We start from the raw sequence: 26,053 nt of genomic DNA, 5'->3' as shown, positions 1-26,053 counted from the left end.
CGGGCGGCGCTCACCACGGGATCGTGCCCGCGTCCTCGACGTAGCCGCCGGTCGGCCCGTCGTCGGGCAGCGTCGCCAGCTTGATCGCGACCGCCGCGCCCTGCTGTGGGGTCCGCACGCCCCGGAAGCCGTTCAGGTCGGTCGCGGTGAAGCCGGGGCAGCCGGCGTTGACCAGGATGCCCGTGCCGGCGAGCGCCCGCGCGTACTGGATCGTCACCGCGTTGAGCATGCTCTTGGACGGCGCGTACGCGACCGACAGCGGACCGGTCTGGTCCTCGCCGGTGGAGGCGCTCTGCCTGGTCAGCGAGCCGACGCCGCTGGACATGTTGACGATCCGCGGCGAGGCCGAGCGCCGCAGCAGCGGCAGCATCGCCTCGGTCACCCGGACCACCCCGATCACGTTCACCTCGACGGCGGCCCTGATGGTCGCGACGTCCACGTCACCGGGGTGCTGGGGCACGCCACCTGTCACGCCGGCGTTGTTGACGAGCACGTCCAGGCCACCGGCCTCCGTCTCCAGCAGCCGGGCGGCGGCGTTCACGCTCGCGTCGTCGGTCACGTCCAGCGGTACGCCGAACGCGTCCACTCCGCCCGCGCGCAGCTTCGCCACCGCCTCGGCGAGCCGCTGCCCGTCCCGGGCGCCGACGCCCACCCGCCAGCCGAGCGCGCCCAGGCCGGCCGCGATCTCGTACCCGATTCCCTTGTTCGCGCCGGTCACCAGCGCGATCGTCCGTTCACTCATGGTGTCGATCCTGTCCGCGCGGCGGGCGGGCCTCCAACACCACCTCAGTAGCGGGCGATACCCGACGGGTATCGATCCGGCGGTACGGTGGCGGGATGGAGACGCGGGAGCTTCGCTACTTCGTCGCGGTCGCCGAGGAACTGCACTTCGGCCGCGCCGCGCGCCGCCTCGGCATCGCCCAGCCGCCGCTGTCGCGGGCGATCCGCCAACTCGAACGGCGCCTCGGCGTGACGCTGCTGGAACGGGACAGCCGCCGCGTCGCGCTCACCGGGGCCGGGTCGGTGCTGCTCCGTGAGGGCCGGGCGGCCCTGGACGCGGTGGACGCCGCGGACCGCCGTACCCGCCGTGCCGGTGAGGCCGCGAACGGCGGCGCCGGGTTGGTGCTGGCGACGAAGGCGGGTGCGTCGAGCGAGCTGCTGCCGAAACTGCTCGACGCGTACGCCGCCGAGCCGGACGCGGTCCGGGTGGAGGTGCTGCTGTCCGGCATCGGTGAGCAGGAACGGCTGCTGCGCGACGGTCGGGCCGACGTGGCGCTGCTGCACCTGCCGTTCGACTCGACGACCGGACTGGACACCGAGGAACTGGTGACGGAACAGCAGGTGGTGGTCCTGCCGGCGGGGCATCCGCTGGCCGGGCGGGCGCAGCTGCGGATGGCCGACGTCGAGACGCTGCCCGGCCTGCCGCTGCCGCGCTGGCCGCTGCGCGACGGCACCTACCCGGACGGGCCGGGCCCCGAGGTGCGGGACCACTCCCAGTTGCTCCAGCTGGTCGCGCTCGGGCGTACCGCGGTGCTGCTGCCGGAGTCGTGCCGGTCGCTGCTGTGGCCGGACATGGCCGCCGTGCCGGTGCCGGACGCGCCGACGGTGACCACCGTGATCGCCTGGCCGCCGCACAGCCGGTCCCGGGCCCTGGCCGGGCTGGTCCGCACCGCCACCCGCCTGTGAGGACCGGCGTTAGGACAGGTCCTTGCGCATCTGCTGGGTGACCACCCGGTAGCCGGACGTCTCGTACAGCTTGCGGGCCGTCTCGTTGGCGCCGAAGACGTTCAGCTCCAGCGCCTGGGCGCCGTGCTCCCGGGCCGCCCGCTCCCCGGCCGCGAGCAGCGCCCGCCCGAGGCCCCGGCCCCGGTGCCCGGCGGCCACCTCGATGTCGTAGAGGAACGCGCAGTCGGCGAGACCGCGCGGGTGGGTCAGGCCGATCCACAGCCGGCCGACCGGTGAGCCGTCTGCCAGCTCGCCGACCAGGAACAGCATGCCGGGCGTGGCCATGCCCTGCGGCAGAAAACCGGCGGTGGCCTCCCGGGCCCGGTCGAGCGCCTCCTCGGGCGTCCAGTTGCCGGCCGTGACGTGCTCCCGCGCGTACCCGGCGGCCAGCTCGTCCTGCCATCTGTCGAACTCGTCCGGGTTCATCGCCCGGACCGTCACCTCGGTCATCGCCACTCCCCCGTCGATGTTGTGACCGCTCAGTCCTCGGCGGCGCGGCGGCGCGCCTCCCGCAGCTTCATGGCGTGCTCCAGCAGCGTGATCAGCACCTCCTTGGCCGACTCCCGCTTGCGCGCGTCGCACAGCACAACCGGCACACCCGGGTCCAGGTCGAGCGCGGCCTGCACCTCGTCCAGACGGAACGTCTTGGCGCCCTCGAAGCAGTTCACCGCCACCACGAAGGGCGTACCGCGCCCCTCGAAGTAGTCGATCGACGGGAAGCAGTCGGCCAGCCGGCGGGTGTCGGCGAGCACCACCGCGCCGAGCGCGCCGAGCGCCAGCTCGTCCCAGACGAACCAGAACCGGTCCTGCCCGGGCGTGCCGAACAGGTAGAGCACCAGGTCGTCGCTGATGGTGATGCGGCCGAAGTCCATCGCCACGGTGGTGGTCGACTTCTCCTCGATACCGGACAGGTCGTCGATGCCGATCCCGGTCTCGGTCAGCACCTCCTCGGTCCGCAGCGGGCGGGTCTCGCTGACCGCGCCGACCATTGTGGTCTTGCCGACGCCGAACCCGCCCGCGATCAGGATCTTGATCGCGGTGGGCAGCGGCGCGGCGCCCGCCGGCCGCTCAGAGCGCCCGTAGTCCATTGATAACCGCCTCGAAAACGTGCTCGTCGGGAAGGCCGGCGGTGGTCGCGCGCGGCTCGCGTACCTGTACCAGGCTGCGGGCGGCCAGGTCTCCGAGGAGGACCCGGACCGTGCCCACCGGCAGGTCGAGATGGGCGGCGATCTCGGCCACGGAGAGGATCCGCTGGCAGAGGCCGACGATCGCCACGTGCTCCGGGCCCAGCCCGGACTCCGACCCGACATCGGTGCGGGTCGAGGTGACCAGCGAGATCAGGTCGAACGTGCCGGTGACCGGGCGGGCCCGGCCTCCGGTCACCGCGTACGGGCGCACCACCGGGCCGGCGTGGTCGTCCACCCACTCCTGCTCCGCGGAGTCCCCCCGGCCGGTCATCGTGCCGCGTTCTCGCCGAGGGGCTGTTCCCGGGTCGGTGACGCGACGAACCGGCCGACCCGGGTGACGAGCATGGCCATCTCGTACGCGATCAGGCCGACGTCCGCGTCCTCCGAGGCCAGCACCGCCAGGCAGGCGTTGCGCCCGGCCGCCGTGACGAACAGGAAGGAGGACTGCATCTCGATGATGGTCTGCTGTACGTGCCCGCCACCGAACCGCTTGCCCGCGCCACGGGCCAGGCTCTGGATGCCCGCCGCCATCGCGGCCAGGTGCTCGCCGTCGTCCCGGCTCAATCCGCGGGACGAGGCCATCAACAGTCCGTCGGTGGAGAGCGCCACGGCGTGCTCCGCCTGCTTGACCCGGCCGACCAGGTCATCCAGCAGCCACGTCAGATCCGCGCTCGAAGCCGTCTTCTGCGCCACTCGTCGTCCTCATCTTCCCGGCTGGTGTGCCGTCAGCTTCCGGTTTCCGTCGCGTCGACGTCCCGGTCAGGTAACCTGCTCGTCCGCGTCGGCCGGCCCACCGCCGGCCCCCTGCGCTCCGCCGAGCAGGCGCGCGGCATCGGTACGGCCGCGTCGGGTGCCGCTCTGGTAGGAGCTCATCATCCGGCGCACCTGCTCCGGTGCACGCGCCGTGTCGTCGTCGGCGGCGTCGTCGTCCGCCCCGGTCTGGTCGTGCCGCAGCTCCGGCACGAGGCTGGCCTGGCGTACCCGGACCGGCAGCCCCGCGTCGGTGACCGGCGCGGTCTCCGGCTCGGTGTCCGGCTCCGTCGCAGGCGACGCCTCTGCCGCGTCGGTCGTGGCGGCGGGCCGACGCTCCACCACCGCGAGCTCCGTGGTGGGCCCCGCCACCGCGGGCTGCCGCTTACGGGTACGGGCGGGCAGCCCGGAGGGGGTCAGCCGAGGTGCCTGGGTCACCGGCTCCGGCGCCTGCGGGGCGGGCTCGGCCGGCTGGTCCGGTTCGGCGCCGCCGTCCGGGCCGGACGGGATCGCCGGCCCGTCGCCGTCGCCGGCCGGCGTGCTCCGTGCCGGATCCGGCGCGGGCGCCGCGGGCAGGGCCGTCCCGGGGGCGGGAAGGGCGTCGGCCTCGTCGGCGCCCTCGGCGGTGATCAGTTCACGCGGGATCAGCACCACTGCGGTGGTGCCGCCGTACGCGGACTCCTTGAGCTGCACCTTGACGCCGTGCCGCTCGGTGAGCCGGCTGACCACGAACAGGCCGAGCCGGGCGGCGTCGGCGAGGTTCAGCTCGGACCGGTCGACGATGCGCGCGTTGGCGGCGGCCAGCTCGTCGGCGCTCATGCCGAGGCCGCGGTCCTCGATCTCGATGGCGAAGCCGTTGACCACGAGCTGACCGCGGACCTCCACAGTGGTCTGCGGCGGCGAGAAGGAGAGTCCGTTCTCGATCAGCTCGGCCAGCAGGTGGATCACGTCACCGACGGCGCGGCCGGTAAGCGACACCTCGCCGAGCGGGAACACGGTGACCCGGGTGTAGTCCTCGACCTCGGCGACCGCGCCGCGGACCACGTCGACCATGGGGACGTTACGCCGCCAGGCCCGGCCCGGCGTCGAGCCGGAGAGCACGATCAGGTTCTCCGCGTTGCGCCGCATCCGGGTGGCCAGGTGGTCGACCCGGAACAGGTCCTCCAGCTCCTCGGCGTCGTGTTCCCGGCGTTCCATCGCGTCCAGCAGCGTCAGCTGCCGGTGCACGAGCGCCTGGGTACGCCGGGCCAGGCTGAGGAACACGTCGCGGACGCTGCGGCGCAGTTCGGCCTGCTCGACGGCGGTCCGGACGGCGGTCTCCTGCACGACGTTGAACGCCTTGCCCACCTGGCCGATCTCGTCGTCGCCGAACTGCAGGGGTGGCGCCTCGCGGGCGACGTCCACCTCCTCGCCGCGGCCCAGTCGCTCCACGACGCTCGGCAGCCGTTCGTGCGCCAGCTTGAAGGCGGCCTCGCGGAGCCGTTCGAGCTGGCGGACGAGCGCCCGCGCCGTGGTGATCGACACGACCACGGAGGCGATGACGGCGATCAGGCCGAGACCGGCAGCGAGCACCAGCCGCACGATGACGCCCACCGCGACCGGCGTGGCCCGGGAGACGATGTCCTCACCGCCGGCGAGGATCACCTCGCGCAGGTCGGCCATCGCCTTCTCGGCGGCGGCCTGCCAGGCCGCGGCGGTCACCGGCGGGCGCACCTCGGCGCCCTTGGCCGCGAGCACCTGGTCCTGGAGCGTGCGGAGCTGCTGGAACGCGTCGCCCTCGACCATCCGCTCGAAGCGGGCACGGTCGCCGGGGGCGAGTTCGCGGGCGGTGCGGTCGGCGAGGAACCACTGCGCGCCGACCAGGCGGGCGAACGCGGTCTGCTCGCCGACGGTGATCCGGTTGGCCGCGATCGCGCCGGTGAGCAGCGCGTCCTGTTGGGACAGCAGCTCCCGGGACCGGTTGAGGTCGATCAGCGCGGCGGTGTCCTCGGCGATCTCGTCGTCGTCGAGGCCGCCGAGGGCGTCGAAGACCGCGAAGATCCCGTCGACCGCGTCGTCGTACGCGATGAGCGTGGTGGTCCGGTCGATGGTCTTGCGGCTGACGTCGGCGCGTACCTGGCCGAGCTGGTCCAGCTCGGCCTTCAGCTCGTCGAGCCGCTGCATCAGCTCCTCGCTGGCCGGGATCTCGGTGCGCCAGTCCCGCACCGAGCGCCACAGCGCGCCGGCGGTCTCGTCGGTACGCGCGCGCTGGGCCTCCAGCTCCTGCAACCGGCTCGGGTCGGACTCGCCGAGGTAGCGCAGCGACAGCCGCCGCTCGGCCTGCAGCTCCAGAAGCAGCGGGTCGCTCGGTTCGAAGACGCGCGCGTTGAGCGTCTGCACGCCGAGCAGGTTGAATCCGTCCCGTACGGTCACCCATGCGGCGAACGCCCAGAGCGCGGTCAGCGACGCCAGCAGCGCGATGATCTTCGTACGGAGATTCGTACTGCGGGAACCCATCACACCGTCCTGGCCCGGTCTTCGGTCGGTCCGAAATCCGATCGACTCCGGCGCACGCTAGCAGCCGTCGGGAACCTCATTCAAGCGATCCTGATCATGGTAGGTGCGGCCCCGTGCCGGGCCGCCCCGGCACGGCCGGAGGCCGCCAGCACCGCGGCGCGCACGATCCGCGTCGGGCGGTAGAGGTCCTTGTCGTGCCATAGTGCCGGTTCACCGTCGCATCCGTCCAGCTCGGACAGTCGACGGCGCCCCCGCGCCAGCGCCGACGTGATCGGGGAGTAGCCGGACCGGCCCGCGTCGGCCAGGGCGAGCACCGCGTACGCGGTCTCCTCGGCGGTGCCGTCCCACCGTCCCCAGGAGCCGTCCGGGCGCTGCGTGTCCAGCAGCCAGGCCACCCCCCGCTCGACCGCGGTACGCGCCGCGCCGTCCGGCGCGTGGTCGGCGAGCGCCAGCAGCACCGCGTAGGTGGCGTAGTACGGCGAGGCGTGCCAGCGGTCCTCCCACCGCCCGTCCGGCTCCTGCCGGCCCAGCAGCCACTCGGTGACCCGGCGCCGGGCGCCGGTGACGCCGGGCGCGCTCGGTTGCTCGCCGAGCGCGTCGAGCACGTGCGCGTTCGTGGTCAGCGACGCCCCGTCCTCCCCCGGCCAGGTGCAGAAGTGCCGTCCGGTGTCGAACCCGGCCAGCGGCGCGACGCCGGGCGCGCGGCCCAGCCGGGCCAGCGCGTAGAGCGTGACCGCCGTGGTGTCGGCGTCGGCGGGCAGGCCGGGCGCGGTGGCCGCACCGGCCGGTCCGACAGCGGCGCGCAGCTCGGTCAGCACCGGGTCGGGCGCGCCGACCGGCACGCCGGCCCGGACCAGGATGCCGAGCACCCAGGCCCGTTCGAAGACGGTGATCGGGCTCGCGCAGGGCACCGGACCGGGCCGGGCGACAGCGTTCAGGTAGTCCAGTGCCGGCCCGGGCTCCGGACCGCCCAGCCAGGCGGCGGTCGCGGCGGGTGAGGCGCCGACCGCGCCGCTGGCCGAGGGACGCACCCCGGGCGCGCGGTACGCCAGCTCGCCCGCCACCTCCAACGCGTGCGCCAGCTTCTCCGGTACCGGCCTCCCGGTGGCGAGCAGTCCGCGTACCCGGGTCAGCCGGGACGCGTCGAGACCCGCCGGCAGCGGCAGACGGGGCCGGCCGGCCCACTCGGCCAGCCCGGGTGGCGGACCGGCCGGCCCGTCGAGATGCCGGTCCACAGCGGTCAGCAGCGCCGGCACGATCAGGTCGGTGGCCGGCAGGTCCGGCGGGGCGCCGGCGCGCAGCGCGCCGGTCAGGTACGCCAGCCCTCGGTGCGCGGCGGCGGCGGGCGCGGCGGCCGGGCCGTCGCGGTGCAGCACGGTCAGCAGCGCCTCGATCGCGCTCAGCGTCGGCACCAGCGCGTACCCGCCGGCACCGCCCCAGCCGCCGTCCGGACGCTGCCGGTCCAGCAGCCAGGCCACGCGCCGGTCGTGGCCGTCGAGCCAGGGCGCGAGCGCGACCAGCCGTCCGGTCTCGTAGACCGACGGCGACGTCTGCCCCTCCGGTTCACCGCCGAGCGCCGTGATCAGGTCGTGCGTGGTCCCGGACCGGGTGGCGGGCACCGATCCGGCGGTGAGCGTCACCGCACGCCCCAGAAGTCGGTGTTCCGGTAGAAGCCGGTGGTGAAGCCGAGCTGCCGGGACAGGAAGTCGGCCTCCCGCGGCACCTCGCCGGCCAGCTTCGCCAGCAGGACGCGGCAGTGGTCGACCTGCTCGGCGAAGCGCCGCTCGACCTCGGCCGGGTCGTCGACCAGCAGCAGCGCGTTGAGGTCGCCGGACTCGGCGTCGCGGCGGTGGGTGCCGAGGTCGTTGACCAGCCGCAGGGCCCGCTGGACCTCGTCGCCGACCTGGATCAGCCGCTCCAGCGTGCCGGCGTCGGACACCGATCCGGTGTGGATCCAGTGCGCCACGTTCACCACTGTGGCGGCGAGGTTGTCAGCGTTGGCCAGATAGTCGTCGAGGGTGGGGCGGCCGGTGCGCCGCCAGTCCCACTCGCGGGCCATCGCGTCGAGCGTGCGTGCCATCGTGTCCCGCCAGTGGCCGCGCAGCGCCGGATAGGCGGGCGCGGCGGCGACGTCGTCCCGCAACTCGGCGAGGAACCGGCCCAGCGGGTCGGCGGACTCGCCGCCGTCGAGCACGTCCAGGCAGACGCCGGTGATCCGGTCGACCTCGGCCCGGCTGGTGGCCTGGTGGTCGACCAGCCAGTCGACGGCGAAGCCCCAGAGGACCGCGCGGTTGGTCACCGCGAGTTCGGCGGCGGTGTGCCAGGGGGCGCTGAACGCCATCGCCTGCGCGATGCTGCTGAACAGCGTCGCGTCGAACGGGTCGCCGGGGAACAGCTCGGGGTGCGCGGCGGCGGCCCTGCGCAGGCCGCGCTGGCCCTGCGCGGCGAGCGCGCAGACCCGGCCCTGCTCCGCGGCGACCGCAAGCGGATCGGGTGTCGGCCCGTCGGTCATGCCGGCTCCGTCCGCCCGGCGGCGACGAGCGTCAGCTCGACGCGTTCGCGCGGCCGCAGGGCCGCGGCCAGCCGCAGTCCGGGTACGCCGGGGCGGTGCAGCCGGAACCGGTAGCGGCTGAGCATGGTGGCGAGGATGAGCTGGGCCTCCAGGTAGAACAGGTACATGCCGAGGCACTGGTGCGGGCCGCCGCCGAACGGGAAGTGGGCGTACCGGTGCCGGGCCCGGACCCGCTCGGGGCGGAACCGTTCCGGGTCGAACTCGTCCGGACGGTCCCAGAACTGCCGCATCCGCTGGGTGATCAGCGGGCTGACCGCCATCGTGGCGCCGGGCTCGATCGGCACGCCGTCGATGACGTCCTCGGCGACCGCGCGGCGCGGGATGATCCACCCGATCGGGTAGAGCCGCAGCAACTCGTCGAGCACCATCCGGGTGTACGTGAGGCGGCTCAGGTGCTCGCGGCGTACCGGCTCGCCGCCGACCACCTCGTCGATCTCGGCGTAGAGCCGCTCGGCCACCTCGGGGTGCTGGTCCAGGTGCGGCCAGGCCCAGGTCAGCACGTTGATGGTGGTCTCCGTGGTGGCGGCGAACATCGCCACTGTGTCGTTGCGGACCTGCCGCTCGTCGAGCTGCCGCCCGTCGTCGGTACGGGCCTGCCAGAGCGTCGAGATGACGTCGTCGCCCTGGTCGGCGGACTCGCGCGTCTCGCGGACGATCGGCACCAGCACGTCGTCGACGATGCGGACGGCGCGGGCAAACGTGCGGTCCCCCGGCATCGGCAGGGACAGAGGCGCGAACGGCACGATGATCCGGGGGATGACGGCGGTGGCGATCCGGTCCTGCGCCTCGATCACGCGCATCGCGTCCGGCACCGAGATCCGGTCGGCGAAGAGCACCTTCATGATCGCGCGGCTGACGATCCGCGCCTGCTCCACGCCGATGTCGACCGGCTGCCCGGCGCGGGCCGGCTCGTCCAGCTCCTCCACCGCGTCGCGGATCGCGTCGGCCATCCCGTCGACCAGCGCCTCGACCCGCTTGGCGGTGAACATCGGCTGGAGCATCCGGCGGCTGGCCGACCAGATCTGCCCCTCGCCGAGGATCCCCTCGCCGAACAGTCGCTTGACCGGGCGCCAGAACAGTCCGTCACCGGCCCGTTCGTAGTTGTCCGCCCGGTCGCGCAGGACGTGCTGCACGTGCTTGGGGTGGGTGACCAGGTAGGGGCGGAACGAGCCGAGGTTGAGCCGGACCAGGTCGCCTTCGGTACGGTTACCGATGTCGATGAGGGCCCGGGCGGGGTCGCGGAGCACCGCCGGCAGGATCTGCCGCAGCGGCACGGTTCGGGGTCGGCCGGTGGGCCTCGGTGTGTCCGTCGGTTCGGGCACCTGAACGCTCCCTCGGTTGACTCAGGGTCGCGACTCCGTATCGACCCGTGACGTTGCTCGCGAGCATGCCATCCTGAGCCGCAGATCAAAAGGCAGGTCGGAGGATATTTCACGTAGCAACAATCTCTTTGTCGAGAATGGAGCCGGTGGGATATGCGTCACTCGCGTACACAGTGGCCGTTGCGGAGAGCGAGCAACGCTCACCTCCGGCGGACGGCGGCAGAACGCGGGCGCGGACCCGTCCGCTGTGCCAAGCTTCGGGCATGGACGACAAGACCATCCTCAGCCGGATCTCGGAACTCGTCGACGAGGAACACCGGCTGCGTGCCGACGCGCAGCAGCACGAGGCCGGCACCGACGACGAGGCGCGGGAGCGGCTGCGCGCGCTGGAGGAGTCCCTGGACCAGTGCTGGGACCTGCTGCGCCGCCGCCGGGCCGCCCGCCAGGCGCACGGCGACCCGGACGCCCAGGGCGAGCGCCCGGTGCCGGAGGTCGAGCGCTACCTCCAGTGACCCGGACCGGCGGGCGTCCCGGGCGGTCTCCCGCCCGGGACGCCCGCCGGGTCAGCGGATGCCCGCCTCCCGCAGCAGCGCCTCGGTCAGCGCCATCGGATCGGTCACCGTCGCGGGCATCCCGCGGGCGGTGAACCAGGCGGCCACCACCCGCACGTCGCGGGCCAGGAAGTCGGCCCCCTGCGGGTTGGCCACCACGTCGACCACCTGCGGCAGGTCGATCATCACCAGCCGGCCCGCGTGCACCAGCAGGTTGTACGGCGACAGGTCGCCGTGTGCGTACCCGGCACGGGCGAGCACAGTCAGCGCCTCCACGAGCTGGTCCCACAGGTCGCGCAGCTCGTCGTCGTCGGGCCGGGCCTGGGCCAGCCGCGGCGCGGCCTCCCCCGCCTCGGCGTCGCCGACGAACTCCAGCATCAGCTCGGTGCCGAGCAGCTGCACCGGGTAGGGCACGGCGATCCGCCCGGAGGCGGCCCCGATCTCCCAGAGCTGGGACAACGCGGCGAACTCGGCCGCCGCCCACTGCCCGGCGATCATCTGCCGGCCGAACGCGGTGCGCCCGGTCATCGCCCGCATCTCACGGGACCGGCGTACCCGGCGGCCCTCCAGGTAACCGGCGTCCCGGTGGAACAGCCGGTGCTGGGCGTCGCGGTACCGCTTGACCGCCAGCAGGCACGCGCGGTCGGTGCCCGGCACGGCGCGGCGGACCAGGTGGACGTCCGCCTCCTTGCCGGTCTTGAGCACCCCGAGCTCGGTGTCCCGGGCGGCCAGTTCGGTGACCAGCCACTCCGGGTGCGGCTCGGGGCCGTGGACGGCCTGGTCCCAGGAGGACCAGGCGTCCTCCGCCTCGGGCTCGGCGTCCGGGTCGGTGAGGGTCGGCGGGGTGTGCCGCCCCCGCTTCAGGAAGTCGGGTTCGTCGTCGTCGAAGCGGCTCTTGCCGCGGCCACGGCGCTGCGGCGCCGGGATGTCGTGATCGCGCACGGGTGGATCTGTCCTTCGATCGAGGCTGGTGGAGGCAGGTGGTACGACCCTGCGAAAACGGCCATGACCGACCCCCTCTCCTCGACCGGGCACACCCGGCTGCGCACTCGCGCGGCACCATGCTCGTGCCCCGCCCGCGGCGGGTCAACGGATTTTCCGCGTGGTGCGCCGCTGTGCCGCCGCGCTGCCTGCCGGCCGCGCCGCTGCCGCCGTCAGCCGGCCAGTACGGCCGCGACGGCCGCGATCAGACCGTCCTCGATCCGGGTGGGCGCGAACCTCGGGTCGGACCAGCGGCGTCCCCGGTGCAGCCAGACGCTGGGCAGGCCCACGGCGGTCGCGCCGCCGATGTCCGCCTCCGGACTGTCGCCGACCACCCACGCGCCGCGCAGCGGCATCCGGGCCCGCTGGGCGGCGAGCGCGAAGATCCTCGGGTTCGGCTTGCTGACGCCCGCCTCCTCGGAGATCACCCAGTCGGCGACGTACCGGTCCAGGCCGGTCTTGCGGATCTTGGCGTCCTGTTGACGGGACGCGCCGTTGGTGACCACCACCGGCACCCAGCCGGCGTCGGCCGCGATCCGCAGCGCGCAGGCCACCAGCGGATCGAGCCGCATGTGGGCCACCACGCCGTCGTGCAGCTCGTCGACCAGGTCGATCGAGGGGATGCGCAGCGCGTACCGGTCGCGGATCGCATCCGCCACGTCCCACCTGTTGGTCAGCCCGTCCGCGTCCACGGACACCAGCCAGTCGAGGTCGGCCCGGGGCGCGCCGATGCCGTCCAGGAAGCGTTCTCCCCAGGCGCGGAACGGCCCGTCGCGGTCCAGCAGGGTGTTGTCCAGATCGAGCAGGAGCAACGGCACCTGGGCACCCTACGGGAACGGCTGGAGCACCGACAGGGCCGAGGGCCCGCCACGGCGATCAGGCGACGAGGACGGCGCGATCCGCCCCGGCGTCGAGCGGGCGGTCCAGCAGCATCGTGTGCGCCGCGCGGGTGGCGGCCAGCGCGTCCGGGTCGAGCGTGGCCACCAGCACGTCCTCGCCGGTGTCGGCGCCCCGGGCCAGCGGCCGGCCCTCCGGGTCGTACACCGCCGCGCCGCCGTTGAACCGCCACGGATCGGTGCCACCGACCGAGTTGGCGAACACCACGTACATCGTGTTGTCCAGCGCCCGGGCGGCGTAGTAGAGGTCGCGGCGGTGCGCCGAGCCGGCCAGGTAGCCACTCGGGCAGAGGTAGCCGTGTGCGCCGTCGCCGGCGGCGGCCCGCGCGTGCTCCGGGAAACAGCCGTCGTAGCAGACGCCCAGACCCAGCCGCCACGTGTCGACCTCGATCGTGGCGCCCCGGCGTCCGGCGTCGAACAGCTCCCGCTCGCCGCTCCAGAGCTGCTGCTTGTCGTACGCGGCGGTGACAGTGCCGGCCGGGTCCACGACGAGCGAGGAGATGGTGCGCCGCCGGTCGGGGTGGCGGACGGCAGCGCCGATCACCACTGCCGCGCCCGCGTCGGCGGCGGCGGAGCGCAGCGGGTCCAGCCGGGCGTCGGTCACCCGGCCGTCGGCGTCGGCAGCCACGTCCGTGGCGTCCGGATCGGCGCCGAGGGTCGGCGGGTGGTACGCCGGCAGGAACAGCTCGGGCAGCACCACGACGCGGGCGCCCTCGGCCCGGGCGACGAGGCGGGCGGCGGCACCGGCGTTGCCGGCGACGTCGCCGGGGACCGGCTGGGCCTGGACGGCGGCGACGGTGAGCGGGCGCGCGGGAGGGGCGGTCACCCGCCGATCGTAACCACCGGACGGCGACAGATGATCAAGCGTCGGAGCATCTCAAGCCGTACGTACGGTTTGCATCGGCCGGTTCCACCTGCGACGATCCGTTCGTGCCCAGAGTAAGTCAGGACCAGCTCGACGCGCGCCGACAGGAGATCCTCGCGGCGGCGCGGGCGTGTTTCGCCCGGCACGGCTACGAGGGCGCCACCGTGCGGCGGCTGGAGGAGGCCACCGGCCTGTCCCGGGGCGCGATCTTCCACCACTTCCGGGACAAGGACTCCCTGTTCCTCGCCGTGGCCGAGGACGACGCCGCCGCGATGGTGGAGACGGTGGCCCGCAACGGCCTCGTGCAGGTCATGCGCGACCTGCTGGCCCGGGCCGTCTCGCCGGACACCACCGGCTGGCTCGGCAGCCAGCTGGAGGTCTCCCGCCGGCTGCGCACCGACCCCGCCTTCGCCAAGCGCTGGGCGGAGCGTTCCGAGGCCATCGCCGGGGCCACCCGGGAGCGCCTGCTGCGCCAGCGCGAAGCCGGCGTGCTCCGCGACGACGTGCCGATCGACGTGCTGGCCCAGTTCCTGGAGCTGGCCTACGACGGGCTGGTGCTGCACCTGGCGATGGGCCGTCCGGCCGGCGACCTGGCCCGGGTGCTCGACCTGGTCGAGGAGGCCGTCCGCCGGCACTGAACCGGCGCCGGTCTCGGTCCGGTAACTACCCCGCTCCAGGAGATCGACTCTGGCGCGCCTGCTCCACAATGAGCCGCGACCCCTCCGCGCGACAGGAGCAGACGATGACCCCTTCCGACACCTGGGGCATCCCCGGCCCCGTCTTCCTGCGCTGGTACCTGCTGCTCGCCGTCGTCCTGGTGGTCGGCGCGATCGTCTACCGGCGGCGGATGCTGGCGGGCACGGCGGTGACCGCGTACGGCGACCTGGGTCCGCAGCAGGTCGCGTACCTCAACGGTGGTGACCAGCTCGCCGTCTGGGCCGCGCTCGGCGGGCTGCGCCACTCCGGCGCGGTCGGCGTACGACCGGACCGGCGGCTCACCACGGGCGGCCCGCTGCCGGCCGGGGCCACCCCGCTGGACCAGGCGGTCCACCACGCGGCGAGCCGGGGTCTGCGTACCCGGGAACTGGCCGCCGACGAGTGGGTCCGGCGCGCGCTCGACGACCTGCGCGACGGCCTGGTACGCCGGGGCCTGGCCCTGGACCAGGAGCGGCGCCGGACGCTGCGGCGCGGCGCGCTGCTGGTCGGATTCCTGCTGGCGATCGGCATCGTGCGCGCGGTCTCCGGGCTGCTCAACGACCGGCCCACCGGCTGGCTGCTGCTCAGCCTGTTCCCGCTCGGCCTGGCGTTCGTGCTGCTCAACCGCGTGCCCTGGCGTACCCGGGCGGCCACCGCCGCGCTGAACGACATGCGCCGCCGGCACGCCTGGCTGCGGCCGGCCGCCGGGCCCGCGTACTCCACGTACGGCGCGACCGACGTGGCGCTGGGCGTGGCGCTGTTCGGCACCGCCACGCTCTGGACGATGGACCCGGGCTTCGCGGAGCAGGCCGAGATCCAGCGGCAGGCGATGGGCAACGCGGGTGGCGCCAGCTCCGGCACCTCGTGCGGCGGCGGAGCGACCGCCGGCGGCGGCTCCTGCGGGGGCGGCAGCTCGTGCGGCGGGGGTGGTGGCTGCGGCGGGGGCGGCGGGTGCGGCGGATGAGCGGCCCGTCCGGCGTCGGCATCGGCTGGCGCCCCGAGATCGCCGGTTTCGTCGCCGGGCTGCCGGGGCTGCGCTTCGTCGAGGTGGTCGCGGAGGCGGTCGCCCCGGCCGGGCCGCTCCCGGACGGGCTCGCCGAGCTGCGCGGACGCGGCGTCGACGTCGTACCCCACGGGGTGCGGCTGTCCCTCGGCGGCGCCGAGCCGGTCGACCCGGCGCGGGTGGCGCACCTGGCCGGGGTGGCCGCGGCCCTGGACGCGCCGCTGGTGAGCGAGCACATCGCGTTCGTGCGGGCCGGCGGCCTGGAGGCCGGTCACCTGCTGCCGCTGCCGCGCAGCCGCGAGGCTGTGGCAGCGGTGGTGGCGAACGTCCGGCGGACGCAGGCGGAGCTGCCGGTGCCGCTGGCCCTGGAACCGATCGCGGCGCTGTTCGACTGGCCGGACGACGAACTGGACGAGGCGGACTTCCTCACCGAGATCCTCGACGCCACCGACGCGCTGCTGCTGCTCGACATCGCGAACGTGCACGCCAACGCCCGCAACCGGGGCGGCGACCCGGCCACGCTGCTGGACCGGCTGCCGCTGGAACGCATCGCCTACGTGCACGTCGCGGGCGGCGCCGAGCACGGCGGCTTCTACCACGACACGCACACCGATCCGGTGCCCGAGGCCGTGCTGGACCTGGTCCGCGAGCTGTGCGCCCGGCGCCGGCCGCCCGCGCTGCTGCTGGAACGCGACGGGCACTACCCGCCCGCCGCCGAGCTGCGCGGCGAGCTGGACGCGCTCGCCGCCGCCTCCGGCCACCCGGTGGTCACGTGAGCGGCGACCTGGCGGCCCGGCAGGCCGAGCTGGTCGCCGCGCTCGTCGCCGGTGGACCGCTGCCGCCCGGCTTCGCCCCGGCCCCGGTCGAGGCGGCCCGCCGGGCGCTGCTGCGCAAGCGGGCCGGCGACGTCGCCCGGCACTGGCCGCTGGTCGCCGCCGGCTTCGGGTCCGCCTGGCCGGCCACGTTCACCACGTGGGCCGACGGCCGTCCCACGAACGGATCGCTGCGCGACGGCTGGGACCTGGCCCGCGACCTGCGCGACCGGGACGCGCTGCCGCCACTGGGCACGGAGGAGCTGGCCGTGCGCGAGGCCGCAAGCCGCTACGACGGCCGCCGCCCGCCCCGGCCACGCCGGCTGCCGGCCCTCGCCCGCGTCGGCGGCGCCGTCGCGGTCCAGGTCGCCGGCCGGGTACGCCTGGTGCGGCCCGCCCCGCGCTGACAGGCACCCGCCGGTACGGCAGGATCGGTGCATGGATCTCGGACTCGCCGACCGGGTGTACGTGCTCACCGGCGCCTCCGGCGGCCTCGGCTTCGCCACCGCCGAACACCTCGTCGCCGACGGCGCCCGGGTGGTCGTCTCCGCGCGTACCCCGGAACGGGTGGCCGCCGCCGTCGAGGCGCTCGGCGACCCGCAGCGGGCGATCGGGCTGACCGCCGACCTCGCCGACCCCGCCACCCCGGAACGGCTCGTCGCCGCCGCCCGCGAACACTTCGGCCGCCTCGACGGCGCGCTGATCTCGGTCGGCGGCCCGCCGCCCGGCACCGCCGCCACCGTCACCGACGAGCAGTGGCGGGAGTCGTTCGAGACGGTCTTCCTGGGCAGCGTCCGGCTCGCCCGCACGGTGGCCGGAGCGCTCACCGACGGCGGCGCGATCGGGCTGGTGCTGTCCACCTCGGTACGCGGACCGCTACCAGGGCTCGGCATCTCCAACGGCCTGCGGCCGGGTCTGGCAGGCGTGGCCAAGGACATGGCCGACGAGTTCGGCCCGCGCGGCGTCCGCGTGGTCAGCCTGCTGCCGGGACGGATCATGACCGACCGCAACCGGGAGCTGCTGGCCGGTTCCGGCGATCCCGAGCGGGCCCGCGCGCAGGCCGAGGCGGCGATCCCGCTCGGGCGCATCGGCGACCCGGCGGAGTTCGGCAGGGTGGCCGCGTTCCTGCTCTCCCCCGCCGCCGGGTACGTCACCGGGATCACCGTTCCGGTCGACGGCGGCGCGCTGCGCGGGCTGTGACGGTGGCTGCGGTGGTCGGGCTTCCCTCGGCGGGCCGGTCACCCGGGACGGTGGGCCGGTGAGCGATCGACGGCGGCCGGCCGGTGGGCGGCCCGAGGCCGCGCCCGGACCGGGCACGCCCGCCCGCCGCCACCCCCGGCCCAGCCGCGAGCAGCTCGCCGCGGCGGCCGACCGGCTGCTGCCCGACGTGATCGCGCCCGGCCTCGACGTGCTGTTCGTCGGCATCAACCCGGGCCTGTGGTCGGCGGCCACCGGCTGGCACTTCGCCCGCCCGGGCAACCGGTTCTGGCCCGCCCTGCACCGGGGCGGCTTCACACCACGCCTGCTGCACCCCAGCGAACAGGACACGCTCCCGGCGCTGGGCCTCGGGATCACCAACATGGTGGCCCGGGCCAGCGCCCGCGCCGACGAACTGACCGCCAGCGAACTCGTCGACGGCGCCGCCACGCTCACCGCGAAGGTCGAGCGCTACCGGCCGCGCTGGGTGGCTGTGGTCGGTGTGACCGCGTACCGGATCGGGTTCGCCCGGCCGAAGGCCGGTTTCGGGCCGCAGCCGGAGACGCTCGCGGCGGCCCGGCTCTGGGTGCTGCCCAACCCGAGCGGCCTGAACGCCCACTTCACGCCGGAGACGCTCGGCGCCGCATTCGCCGAGCTGCGCGCCGCGGTCGCCGCGGGCTAGTTGGCGGCCGCCGGGGGCATGGCCTCGTGGGCGACGTAGGTGCCCATCGGCACCGTGGTCACCACCGGCTCGGGCTGCTCGGCCTCGGTGTGGGGCGCCGGCGAGTCGGTGACCGCGAACTGGGTGCGGTACAGCTCGGCGTACAGGCCGCCGACCGCCACCAGCTCGTCGTGCCGGCCGCGCTCCACGATCCGGCCCTCGTCGAGCACGAGGATCTGGTCGGCGTCGCGCACTGTGGAGAGCCGGTGCGCGATCACCAGCGCGGTACGCCCGGTCAGCGCCACGGACAACGCCCGCTGCACCGCGGCCTCGCTCTCCGAGTCCAGGTGGGCGGTGGCCTCGTCGAGGATCACGATCGACGGGGCCTTGAGCAGCAGCCGGGCGATGGCGATGCGCTGCTTCTCGCCGCCGGAGAAGCGGTAGCCCCGCTCGCCGACCGTCGTGTCGAGCCCGTCCGGCAGTGCCCGGACCAGGTCGGCGACCTGCGCGCCGGCCAGCGCCGCCCAGATCTCGTCGTCGGTGGCGTCGGGCTTGGCGTAGCGCAGGTTCTCCCGGATCGTCTCGTGGAACAGGTGCGAGTCCTGGGTGACCACGCCGATCTCGTCGCGCAGCGAGGCGAGCGTCGCGTCCCGCACGTCGACGCCACCGACCAGCACCTGGCCGTCGCTGACGTCGTAGATCCGGGAGATCAGCATGGACAGCGTCGACTTGCCCGCCCCCGAGGGGCCGACCAGGGCCACCATCTGCCCCGGCTCGACGGCGAACGAGACGCCCCTGAGCACCGGCTCGTTCACCGTGCGGTCGAGGGTCGAGACCTCCTCCAGGGAGGCGAGCGACACCTCGGCGGCGCTCGGGTAGCGGAAGCGCACGTCGCGGAACTCGACCCGGCCGTTGCCGCGCGGCACCGGCACCGCGTCGGGCTTCTCGGCGATGGACGGGCGCAGGTCGAGCACCTCGAAGACCCGGTCGAAGGAGACGAGCGCGCTCATCACGTCGACCCGGACGTTGGACAGCGCGGTCAGCGGGCCGTAGAGGCGGGTCAGCAGCAGTGCGAGCTTGACGACGGTGCCGGCGCTGACCGCCCCGGTGACCGCCAGCCAGCCGCCCACGCCGTACGTCAGCGCCTGGGCCAGCGACGCGACGAGCAGCATCGCGACGAAGAACGTCCGCGAGTACATCGCGGACTGGATGCCGATGTCGCGTACCCGCTCGGCCCGGCGGGCGAACCGGTCGGCCTCCACCTCCGGCGCGCCGAACAGCTTGACCAGGAGCGCGCCCGCGACGCCGAACCGCTCGGTCATCGTGGCGTTCATCTTGGCGTCGAGGTTGTACGACTCGCGGGTGATCTCGGCCAGCCGCCGGCCGACCCGGCGGGCCGGGATGATGAAGATCGGCAGCAGCACCAGCGCCATCACGGTGATCTGCCAGGACAGCACGAGCATCGCCCCGGCGGTGAGCACGAGCTGGATGACGTTGCTGACCACGCCGGACAGCGTCGAGGTGAACGCGCGCTGGGCGCCGAGCACGTCGTTGTTGAGCCGGCTGACCAGGGCGCCGGTCTGGGTGCGGGTGAAGAACTGCAACGGCATCCGCTGGACGTGGTCGTACACCCGGGTGCGCAGGTCGAGGATGATGCCCTCGCCGATGCGGGCCGAATACCACCGCTGGACCAGGGAGAACAGCGCGTCGGCCACGGCGAGCGCGGCGATGATCAGGGCGAGCCGGACCACTGTCGAGCGGGCGTCCGGGCCGCCCCCGGCGATCGCGTCGATGACGTCGCCGGCGAGCAGCGGCGTGGCCACGCCGATCACCGCGGCGACGATCACGGTGATCAGGAAGACGACGATGTCGCGCCGGTAGGGCCGGGCGAACGCGACGATCCGCCGGGCGGTGCCGCGCTTGAGCTCGTGGGCGGAGACCTCGTCACGGTTACGCAGCGACCGGAGCATGCTCCAGCCGCCCATGCCGCCGCCGGCCATCGGGTGGGACACTCGTCACCTCCGGGTCGTCGGGGCAGCATGAACCGTCGGAGTCCATTCTCCCGACGCCTGTGACAACCTCGCGAGTAACCCGGATCTTCCCGAACGGTCCTTACGAAATCGCCGTACCGGCTATTCGCCCCGCCCGGCCAGGTCCCGGATCCGCCGGGTCTGCGCCTCGCGCTCGGCGCGCTGCTGCTCGGCGTGCGAGCGCACGGCCGCGCCCGCGAGCAGCGCCTTGATCTCGATGATCGCGTCCCGGTTGTTGGCGAGCAGCCCGGCGGAGAGATCACGCACGGCGCCGTCCAGCTCGTCGTTCGGCACCACGAGCGTGGCCAGGCCGATCCGGTCCGCCTCGGCGGCGTCCATCCGCCGGCCGGTGGCGCAGATCTCCAGCGCCCGGGAGTAGCCGACCAGCTCGACCAGGCGGCGCGTGCCGGCCAGGTCGGGAACCAGGCCGAGGGTCACCTCGGCCATCGAGAGCTTCGCGTCGGCGGCGAGCACCCGCATGTCGCAGGCCAGCGCCAGCTGGAAGCCGGCGCCGATGGCGTGGCCCTGAACCGCGGCGATCGACACCACGTCCGGCCGGTGCAGCCAGGTGAAACCGTCCTGATAGCCGGCGATCCGGTCGGCGCACTCCGCCTCCGGCATCGCGGCCAGCTCGGCGAAGGAGCCCGGCCCGGTCGCACCGGCGACCGCCAGGTCCAGGCCCGCGGAGAAAGCGCGCCCCTCTCCGCGTACGACGACGACGCGCACGTCGCCGGGCAGGTCGCGGGAGAAGTCGCTCATCGCGCGCCACATCGCCGGGGTCTGGGCGTTGAGCACGTCGGGCCGGCACAACGTCACCGTCGCGACCGGCCCGTCGCAGTCGAAGCGCACTCCGGTCGTCTCGGCGGTCACCGGACGCCCCGGAACGCGCTGATGGACGACGCTGGGGGGCGGGTCACGCCTTCTTCCGGCGCCGGGCGCCGCCGCGCTGCCGCAGCTGCACCCCGGACTCGGTGAGCACCCGGTGGATGAACCCGTAGGAACGGCCGGTCGAGGCCGCCAGAGCACGGATGCTCTCTCCGCCGGTGTACCGCTTTACCAGGTCTTTGGCGAGCGTCTGACGCTCGGCCCCGACGATCCGGCGACCCTTCTCAGTGCTGGTGGCTGTGCCGGTGGCTGCCATGCTGATTCCTCACGTCCCAGACTGTGCGGTTCGGATACGGTCCCACCTATTAGACCGCCTCGGACGATCATGCGCCAGATATCAACTATTCGCCAACCGACACGCTACGCAATGTCAGCTTCCCGATAGAGTGATCCTTCCGGCCGGCTGATCCGTACCGGCCCGCCGGACGAACCCGCCGGACGAACCCGTCGGCGCCACCTCGGCGAAGTGGCGGCATCGCCGCGCTCCGGACACCTCCACTTCGGCGAGCTGGTGTGGATCATGCGGATGACGGGTGCGCGGGGGCCGTATCGTGCCCGGGGTGTTCGACGTGATCACGGCCGCGGCGGGTGCGGCCGGCGTGTTCGCCGCCACCAACCTCGACGACATCGTCGTGCTCACCGTGCTGTTCGTGGCGGCCCGGCACAACGGCCGGCCCCGGCCCTGGCAGATCGTCGCCGGGCAGTACGCGGGCATCGGCGCGCTCGTCGCGGTCGCGGTGGTGGCCGCCGCCGGGCTGCTCGTGGTGCCGGATCCGTGGCCCGGCCTGCTCGGGTTGCTGCCGGTCGCGCTCGGCGTCCGCGCGCTGCTGACCCGGCGCGACGACGACGAACCGCCGGCGGTGGTCGGCAGCCTGCTCGGCGTCGCCGGGGTGACGATCGCGAACGGCGCCGACAACATCGCCGTCTACGTGCCGGTGTTCCGCGCCCTCGACCCGGTCACCGGGCTGATCTGGCTGCTGGTGTTCGCCGTGCTGGTGGCCGTGTGGTGCGCGGTCGCCGCCGCGCTCGGCGGGCACCCCCGGGTGGTGGCGCTGGTCGGCCGCGCCGGCCACTGGCTGGTCCCGGCGATCTTCATCGCCATCGGCGCGACCATCCTGCTCACCTCCGGCGTCCTCCCCCACCTGGCCGCCCTCCTGCCCTGACCGCCCGCCCCACCCGCCCACCCACCCCGTCGCCCACCCGTCGATCATGAAGTTGACGGCGATCTGGATCTCCAGAAGTGCCGTCAACTTCATGATCGACCGACAAAAAAAGGGGGGTGGGGGGGTCAGGCCAGCTCCACCAGCTCCAGCAGGTCGTCGGACCAGGCGTCCTCGTCGCCGTCGGGCAGCAGGATGGCGCGGTCCGGCTTGAGCGCGGTGACCGCGCCCGGGTCGTGCGTGACCAGCACGATCGCGCCCGGGTAGCGGGCGATGGCGTCGAGCACCTGCTCGCGGCTGACCGGGTCGAGGTTGTTCGTCGGCTCGTCCAGCAGCAGCACGTTGGCGCCGGAGCAGACCAGCGTGGCCAGCGCCAACCGGGTCTTCTCGCCGCCGGACAGCACACCGGCCGGCTTGTCCACGTCCTCGCCGGAGAACAGGAACGCGCCGAGGATCTTGCGCAGGTCGGTGTCGGTCTGGTCGGACGCGGCACTGCGCATGTGCTCCAGGATCGTCCGGTCCACGTCGAGCGTCTCGTGCTCCTGGGCGTAGTAGCCCAACCGCAGCCCGTGCCCGGGGCGCACCTCGCCGGTGTCCGGCTCCAGCAGCCCGCCGAGCATCCGCAGCAGCGTGGTCTTGCCGGCGCCGTTGAGGCCGAGGATCGCCACCCGGGAACCCCGGTCCACAGCCACGTTCACGTCGGTGAAGATCTCCAGCGACCCGTACGACTTCGACAGGCCGGTCGCGGTCAGCGGCGTCTTGCCGCACGGCGCGGGGCTCGGGAACCGTACCTTCGCGACCTTGTCCGCGACGCGGACCTCGTCCAGGCCGGAGAGCAGGCGCTCGGCGCGCCGGGCCATGTTCTGCGCGGCGACGGTCTTGGTGGCCTTGGCCCGCATCTTGTCCGCCTGCGCCATCAGCGCGCCGGCCTTCTTCTCGGCGTTGGCCCGCTCCCGGCGGCGGCGCCGCTCGTCGGTCTCCCGCGCCTCCAGGTACGCCTTCCAGCCCAGGTTGTACGTGTCGACCACGGACCGGGTGGCGTCCAGGAACCAGACCTTGTTGACCACCGCCTCCAGCAGCGAGGCGTCGTGGGAGATCACGATCAGGCCGCCCTTGTGGTTGGCGAGGAAGCCGCGCAGCCAGGTGATCGAGTCGGCGTCGAGGTGGTTCGTGGGCTCGTCGAGCAGCAGGATGCCGCCGCCGTTCTCGCCGGCGTCGCGGAACAGGATCCGGGCCAGCTCGATGCGGCGGCGCTGACCGCCGGAGAGCGTGCCGATGGTCTGCGCCAGGGCGCGGTCGGGCAGGCCGAGGTTGGCGCAGATCCGGGCCGCCTCGGCCTCGGCCGCGTAGCCGCCGAGCGAGGCGAACTGGTCCTCCAGCGCGCCGTAGCGGCGGACCAGCCGCTCGTCGTCGGCGCCCTCGGCGAGCTTGTCCTCCAGCTCCTTCATCTGCGCCATGAGCACGTCCAGGCCACGGGCGGAGAGCACCCGGTCCCGGCCGGTGACGTCCAGGTCACCGGTACGCGGGTCCTGCGGCAGATAGCCGATGGCGCTGCGCCGGTCGATCTGGCCGCCGTACGGCTGTCCCTCCCCGGCGAGCACCTTGAGCGTGGTGGTCTTGCCGGCGCCGTTGCGGCCGACCAGGCCGATCCGGTCCCCCGGCTGCACCCGCAGGGTGGTGTCGGACAGCAGGATCCGGGAACCGGCGCGCAGTTCCAGGCCGGTGGCAGTGATCATCTCGGAGTACTCGCTCTCGGGTCCGGAAGGGCTGACTCAGGGCACGCGAAAGCGCCGGCGGGTGGTGATTTCCCGTCGGCGCGGGGCCGTTCAGCCTTCGCAGCGCAGCACGGGGGCAAGTGTACCGGGCTCCGCGGGGCCACTCCCCCGGATTACCGTGCAAGATCATCGGGTACGGAAACCGCCGTCCGGACCCGGTCCGGTACCGCAACCACCACATACGGACACATCGGTGATCGGGGTCAACATGGAGCTGAACGAGAACGCGCGGGTCGACACCAGCCAGGTGGACGACCGGCGAGGGTCCGGCGGAGGCGGCGGGATGGGCATTCCGATCCCGATCGGCGGCGGCCGGGGCGGGATCGTGGGCATCATCATCGCCGTGCTCGTCGCCCTGGTGGGCGGCGGGTTCGGCCTCAACGCCGCCACCAACGGCGGCGGTTCCGAGCAGGGCGACAACACCTCGCTGGAGCAGAAGTGCTCGGCGCAGGACGCGCTGAAGCAGCTCGACTGCCGCAACGCGCTCTACGTCAACTCGATCCAGGCGTACTGGCGTACCGCCATGCCGGAGGCGTTCGGCGAGCAGTACCGGCCGTCGAAGACCGTGTTCTTCAGCCAGAACGTGAGCACCGCCTGCGGCGCGGCCGACTCGGGCGTGGGCCCGTTCTACTGCCCGGCCGACGACCTGGTCTACATCGACCTCAGCTTCTACAAGCTGCTCGCCGACCAGCTCGGCGCGGAGGGCGAGTTCGCCCAGCCGTACGTGCTGGCCCACGAGTACGGCCACCACGTGCAGGACCTGCTCGGCACCGAGGCGCAGATGCGCCGCCAGCAGCAGCGCGACCCGCAGAGCGCGAACGCGCTCTCGGTCAAGCTGGAACTCCAGGCCGACTGCTACGCCGGGGCCTGGGCGAAGAACGCCACCGGCACCGCCGACGACAAGGGGCAGAAGATCTTCACCAGCATCACCGAGCAGGACATCTCGCAGGCCATCGACACCGCCGAGAAGATCGGCGACGACGCGATCCAGCAGCGGTCCGGCCGGCCGGTGAACCCGGACGAGTTCACCCACGGCAGCTCGGAGCAGCGCAAGCAGTGGTTCACCAAGGGCTTCACCACCGGCGACCCGAAGTCCTGCGACACCTTCGGTTCGGGGGCCTGAGCCGCTCCGCGCACCGGCCCGCACCGCTGACCCAGGTCAGCGGTGCGGGCCGGTGCCGTTGACCGGGCCGGTCAGGCGGGCAGGGTCACCTGACCCGGGGTGGACCGGTTGACAGTCGTCCCGTCGCCCAGCTGGCCACCGCTGTTGTCACCCCAGCACCACAGGCCGCCGTCGGTGCGGATCCCGCAGCCGTGGTCGGTGACCGCGAGGCCGCCGGTCCAGGTGGTGGCCGTGCCGACCTGGGCGGGCGCGGACCGGTGGGTGGTGCTGCCGTCGCCCACCTGTCCGGCCGAGTTCTTGCCCCAGCACCACACGCTGCCGTCCGTACGCGACGCGCAGGACGTGTCGCTGCTGGCGGCGATCCGGCTCCACGTGGTGACGGTGCCGATCTGCACCGGCGCGGTACGGTACGTGCCGCTCACGCCGAGCTGCCCGTATCCGTTCTCACCCCAGCACCACAGCGCGCCGGAACGGACCCCGCAGGTGTGCGCGTACCCGGCCGCGACGCCGGTCCACCCGGTCGTGGTGCCGACCTGCGCGGGCGCCGTCTGGGGCGCCAGGTTGCCCAGGCCGAGCTGGCCGTCCGAGCTGGACCCCCAGCACCAGAGCGTGCCGCCGGTCCGGATACCGCAGGTGTGCCCGAAGCCGGTCGAGACGCTCACCCAGTCGGTCGCCGTGCCGACCCGCAACGGGGTGTTGGCGACGTACGGCGAGGCGCCGACGCCCAGCTGCGTGGTCCGGTTGAATCCCCAGCACCAGAGCGTGCCGTCGGTGCGGATCCCGCAGGTGTGCGAGGGGCCGGCGTCGACTCTGGCCCAGGTGGTCGCGGTGCCGACCTGCACCGGGGCGCTGCGGCTGGTGGTGGTGCCGTCGCCGAGCTGGCCCCGGAAGTTCGAGCCCCAGCACCACAGCGTCCCGTCCGTGCGGACCGCGCAGGTGTGCCCGGAGCCGGCGTCGACATTCGTCCAGGTGGCGGTGCCGACCCGCGCCGGGGCGCTGCGGTTCGTGGTGGTCCCGTCGCCGAGCTGGCCGCCGTAGTTCGAGCCCCAGCACCACAGCCCCCCGTCGGCGCTGATCGCGCACGTGTGCGCCCCGCCCGCGGTGACGCTGGTGACTGCGGGCGCGGCGAGCGCGGCGCGCTCGACCGGGCCGGCGGCCGCGTTCGCCGTGCCGGCCGTCAGTGTCGCGGTGAGCACGAGGCTTCCGGCGCTCATCGCCGCCGCCGCGACGAGGAGCCTCGTCGCACGGCGCCACCGGGTCCGCAGCCGGCCGTCCTGATATCCGCTCATGAAGTTGTTCTCTCCCAACGATGTCGGCGTGATGGCGGAGGCGAAGCTGGCCCTGCGGGTCGCCCGGAGACCCGCCG

Annotated in this window: 27 protein-coding genes; 10 read left to right on the top strand and 17 right to left on the bottom strand. The window is 73.9% G+C overall.

Annotated features, from left to right (window positions below):
- Positions 1-10 precede the first annotated feature (10 nt).
- Entirely contained in the window at positions 11-742 is a 732-nt protein-coding gene (locus FHX31_RS07575; RefSeq protein ID WP_091331195.1) for an SDR family NAD(P)-dependent oxidoreductase, read from the bottom strand.
- A gap of 95 nt (positions 743-837) precedes the next feature.
- Between FHX31_RS07575 and FHX31_RS07570 the strand changes: the two genes are divergently transcribed.
- On the top strand, positions 838-1,686 hold the full coding sequence (locus FHX31_RS07570) for a LysR family transcriptional regulator (protein ID WP_013287413.1): 849 nt from the start codon (positions 838-840) through the stop codon (positions 1,684-1,686).
- 9 nt (positions 1,687-1,695) lie between these two features.
- On the opposite strand, the gene FHX31_RS07565 is transcribed toward FHX31_RS07570, so the two are convergent.
- The 8 genes from FHX31_RS07565 to FHX31_RS07530 form a co-directional block, all read right to left on the bottom strand.
- On the bottom strand, positions 1,696-2,175 hold the full coding sequence (locus tag FHX31_RS07565) for a GNAT family N-acetyltransferase (RefSeq protein WP_013475910.1): 480 nt from the start codon (positions 2,173-2,175) through the stop codon (positions 1,696-1,698).
- A 29-nt stretch (positions 2,176-2,204) separates the two neighbouring features.
- Entirely contained in the window at positions 2,205-2,813 is a 609-nt protein-coding gene (locus FHX31_RS07560; protein ID WP_013287415.1) for a GTP-binding protein, read from the bottom strand.
- On the bottom strand, positions 2,794-3,183 hold the full coding sequence (locus FHX31_RS07555) for a DUF742 domain-containing protein (RefSeq protein WP_013287416.1): 390 nt from the start codon (positions 3,181-3,183) through the stop codon (positions 2,794-2,796). Before FHX31_RS07555 ends, FHX31_RS07560 begins: the two co-directional genes overlap by 20 nt.
- Complete coding sequence (locus FHX31_RS07550) at positions 3,180-3,605, bottom strand: roadblock/LC7 domain-containing protein (protein ID WP_013287417.1); 426 nt, start codon at positions 3,603-3,605, stop codon at positions 3,180-3,182. Before FHX31_RS07550 ends, FHX31_RS07555 begins: the two co-directional genes overlap by 4 nt.
- A gap of 66 nt (positions 3,606-3,671) precedes the next feature.
- Complete coding sequence (locus FHX31_RS07545; RefSeq protein ID WP_091331194.1) at positions 3,672-6,158, bottom strand: sensor histidine kinase; 2,487 nt, start codon at positions 6,156-6,158, stop codon at positions 3,672-3,674.
- Between the two features lie 80 nt (positions 6,159-6,238).
- Positions 6,239-7,798 carry a prenyltransferase/squalene oxidase repeat-containing protein gene (locus tag FHX31_RS07540; RefSeq protein WP_184975615.1) on the bottom strand — a complete coding sequence of 520 codons (1,560 nt, stop codon included), beginning with the start codon at positions 7,796-7,798 and terminating at the stop codon, positions 6,239-6,241.
- Positions 7,795-8,670, bottom strand: a complete 876-nt coding sequence (locus FHX31_RS07535) for a terpene synthase family protein (RefSeq protein ID WP_013475907.1) — start codon at positions 8,668-8,670, stop codon at positions 7,795-7,797. Before FHX31_RS07535 ends, FHX31_RS07540 begins: the two co-directional genes overlap by 4 nt.
- Complete coding sequence (locus FHX31_RS07530) at positions 8,667-10,004, bottom strand: cytochrome P450 (RefSeq protein WP_030274215.1); 1,338 nt, start codon at positions 10,002-10,004, stop codon at positions 8,667-8,669. Before FHX31_RS07530 ends, FHX31_RS07535 begins: the two co-directional genes overlap by 4 nt.
- A gap of 311 nt (positions 10,005-10,315) precedes the next feature.
- Here FHX31_RS07530 and FHX31_RS07525 point away from each other — a divergent pair, with 311 nt between their 5' ends.
- Entirely contained in the window at positions 10,316-10,564 is a 249-nt protein-coding gene (locus tag FHX31_RS07525; protein WP_013287422.1) for a DUF2630 family protein, read from the top strand.
- A gap of 51 nt (positions 10,565-10,615) precedes the next feature.
- Here FHX31_RS07525 and FHX31_RS07520 read toward each other — a convergent pair whose 3' ends face one another.
- The 3 genes from FHX31_RS07520 to FHX31_RS07510 form a co-directional block, all read right to left on the bottom strand.
- Positions 10,616-11,545 (bottom strand): serine protein kinase RIO, encoded by a 930-nt coding sequence (locus tag FHX31_RS07520; protein WP_184975612.1) that lies wholly within the window; start codon positions 11,543-11,545, stop codon positions 10,616-10,618.
- A gap of 212 nt (positions 11,546-11,757) precedes the next feature.
- Positions 11,758-12,402, bottom strand: coding sequence for an HAD family hydrolase (locus FHX31_RS07515; protein ID WP_013287424.1), 645 nt, complete (start codon positions 12,400-12,402; stop codon positions 11,758-11,760).
- A gap of 58 nt (positions 12,403-12,460) precedes the next feature.
- Complete coding sequence (locus FHX31_RS07510) at positions 12,461-13,306, bottom strand: carbon-nitrogen hydrolase family protein (protein WP_030274210.1); 846 nt, start codon at positions 13,304-13,306, stop codon at positions 12,461-12,463.
- Between the two features lie 104 nt (positions 13,307-13,410).
- On the opposite strand from FHX31_RS07510, the gene FHX31_RS07505 reads away from it, so the two are divergent.
- The 6 genes from FHX31_RS07505 (at position 13,411) to mug (ending at position 17,735) form a co-directional block, all read left to right on the top strand.
- Positions 13,411-13,983, top strand: a complete 573-nt coding sequence (locus tag FHX31_RS07505) for a TetR/AcrR family transcriptional regulator (RefSeq protein ID WP_013287426.1) — start codon at positions 13,411-13,413, stop codon at positions 13,981-13,983.
- A gap of 104 nt (positions 13,984-14,087) precedes the next feature.
- The gene (locus FHX31_RS07500) at positions 14,088-15,005 is read left to right on the top strand and encodes a TIGR04222 domain-containing membrane protein (protein ID WP_114920964.1); all 918 of its coding nucleotides are present in this window, start codon (positions 14,088-14,090) and stop codon (positions 15,003-15,005) included.
- Positions 15,002-15,820: an MbnB/TglH/ChrH family RiPP precursor modification enzyme gene (locus FHX31_RS07495; RefSeq protein WP_184975609.1), complete on the top strand. Its 819-nt coding sequence runs from the start codon at positions 15,002-15,004 to the stop codon at positions 15,818-15,820. Before FHX31_RS07500 ends, FHX31_RS07495 begins: the two co-directional genes overlap by 4 nt.
- Positions 15,817-16,263, top strand: coding sequence for an SCO6045 C-terminal-like domain-containing protein (locus tag FHX31_RS07490; RefSeq protein ID WP_013475900.1), 447 nt, complete (start codon positions 15,817-15,819; stop codon positions 16,261-16,263). Before FHX31_RS07495 ends, FHX31_RS07490 begins: the two co-directional genes overlap by 4 nt.
- A gap of 31 nt (positions 16,264-16,294) precedes the next feature.
- Positions 16,295-17,056, top strand: coding sequence for an SDR family oxidoreductase (locus FHX31_RS07485; protein ID WP_184975606.1), 762 nt, complete (start codon positions 16,295-16,297; stop codon positions 17,054-17,056).
- A gap of 58 nt (positions 17,057-17,114) precedes the next feature.
- The gene (mug, locus tag FHX31_RS07480) at positions 17,115-17,735 is read left to right on the top strand and encodes a G/U mismatch-specific DNA glycosylase (protein WP_184975603.1); all 621 of its coding nucleotides are present in this window, start codon (positions 17,115-17,117) and stop codon (positions 17,733-17,735) included.
- On the opposite strand, the gene FHX31_RS07475 is transcribed toward mug, so the two are convergent.
- The 3 genes from FHX31_RS07475 to FHX31_RS07465 all read right to left on the bottom strand — a co-directional run bounded on the left by FHX31_RS07475 (position 17,732) and on the right by FHX31_RS07465 (position 20,885).
- Positions 17,732-19,714 (bottom strand): ABC transporter ATP-binding protein, encoded by a 1,983-nt coding sequence (locus FHX31_RS07475; protein WP_030274200.1) that lies wholly within the window; start codon positions 19,712-19,714, stop codon positions 17,732-17,734. The two genes, mug and FHX31_RS07475, sit on opposite strands and share 4 nt — an antisense overlap.
- Before the next feature lie 132 nt (positions 19,715-19,846).
- Entirely contained in the window at positions 19,847-20,614 is a 768-nt protein-coding gene (locus FHX31_RS07470) for an enoyl-CoA hydratase/isomerase family protein (protein WP_013287433.1), read from the bottom strand.
- Between the two features lie 43 nt (positions 20,615-20,657).
- On the bottom strand, positions 20,658-20,885 hold the full coding sequence (locus FHX31_RS07465; protein WP_007072022.1) for a helix-turn-helix domain-containing protein: 228 nt from the start codon (positions 20,883-20,885) through the stop codon (positions 20,658-20,660).
- Positions 20,886-21,189: 304 nt separating this feature from the next.
- Here FHX31_RS07465 and FHX31_RS07460 point away from each other — a divergent pair, with 304 nt between their 5' ends.
- Positions 21,190-21,792, top strand: coding sequence for a cadmium resistance transporter (locus FHX31_RS07460; RefSeq protein WP_230650820.1), 603 nt, complete (start codon positions 21,190-21,192; stop codon positions 21,790-21,792).
- Positions 21,793-21,917: 125 nt separating this feature from the next.
- On the opposite strand, the gene FHX31_RS07455 is transcribed toward FHX31_RS07460, so the two are convergent.
- On the bottom strand, positions 21,918-23,525 hold the full coding sequence (locus tag FHX31_RS07455) for an ABC-F family ATP-binding cassette domain-containing protein (protein ID WP_013475896.1): 1,608 nt from the start codon (positions 23,523-23,525) through the stop codon (positions 21,918-21,920).
- A gap of 247 nt (positions 23,526-23,772) precedes the next feature.
- Between FHX31_RS07455 and ypfJ the strand changes: the two genes are divergently transcribed.
- On the top strand, positions 23,773-24,687 hold the full coding sequence (gene ypfJ, locus FHX31_RS07450) for a KPN_02809 family neutral zinc metallopeptidase (protein ID WP_013287436.1): 915 nt from the start codon (positions 23,773-23,775) through the stop codon (positions 24,685-24,687).
- 71 nt (positions 24,688-24,758) lie between these two features.
- Here ypfJ and FHX31_RS07445 read toward each other — a convergent pair whose 3' ends face one another.
- Positions 24,759-25,976, bottom strand: coding sequence for an RCC1 domain-containing protein (locus FHX31_RS07445; protein ID WP_184975600.1), 1,218 nt, complete (start codon positions 25,974-25,976; stop codon positions 24,759-24,761).
- Positions 25,977-26,053 lie beyond the last annotated feature (77 nt).

The organism is Micromonospora sp. CNZ286 (genome assembly GCF_014207755.1).
The sequence above is the reverse complement of the archived record's forward strand: the minus strand, read 5'-3'. Positions and strand labels throughout refer to the sequence as shown.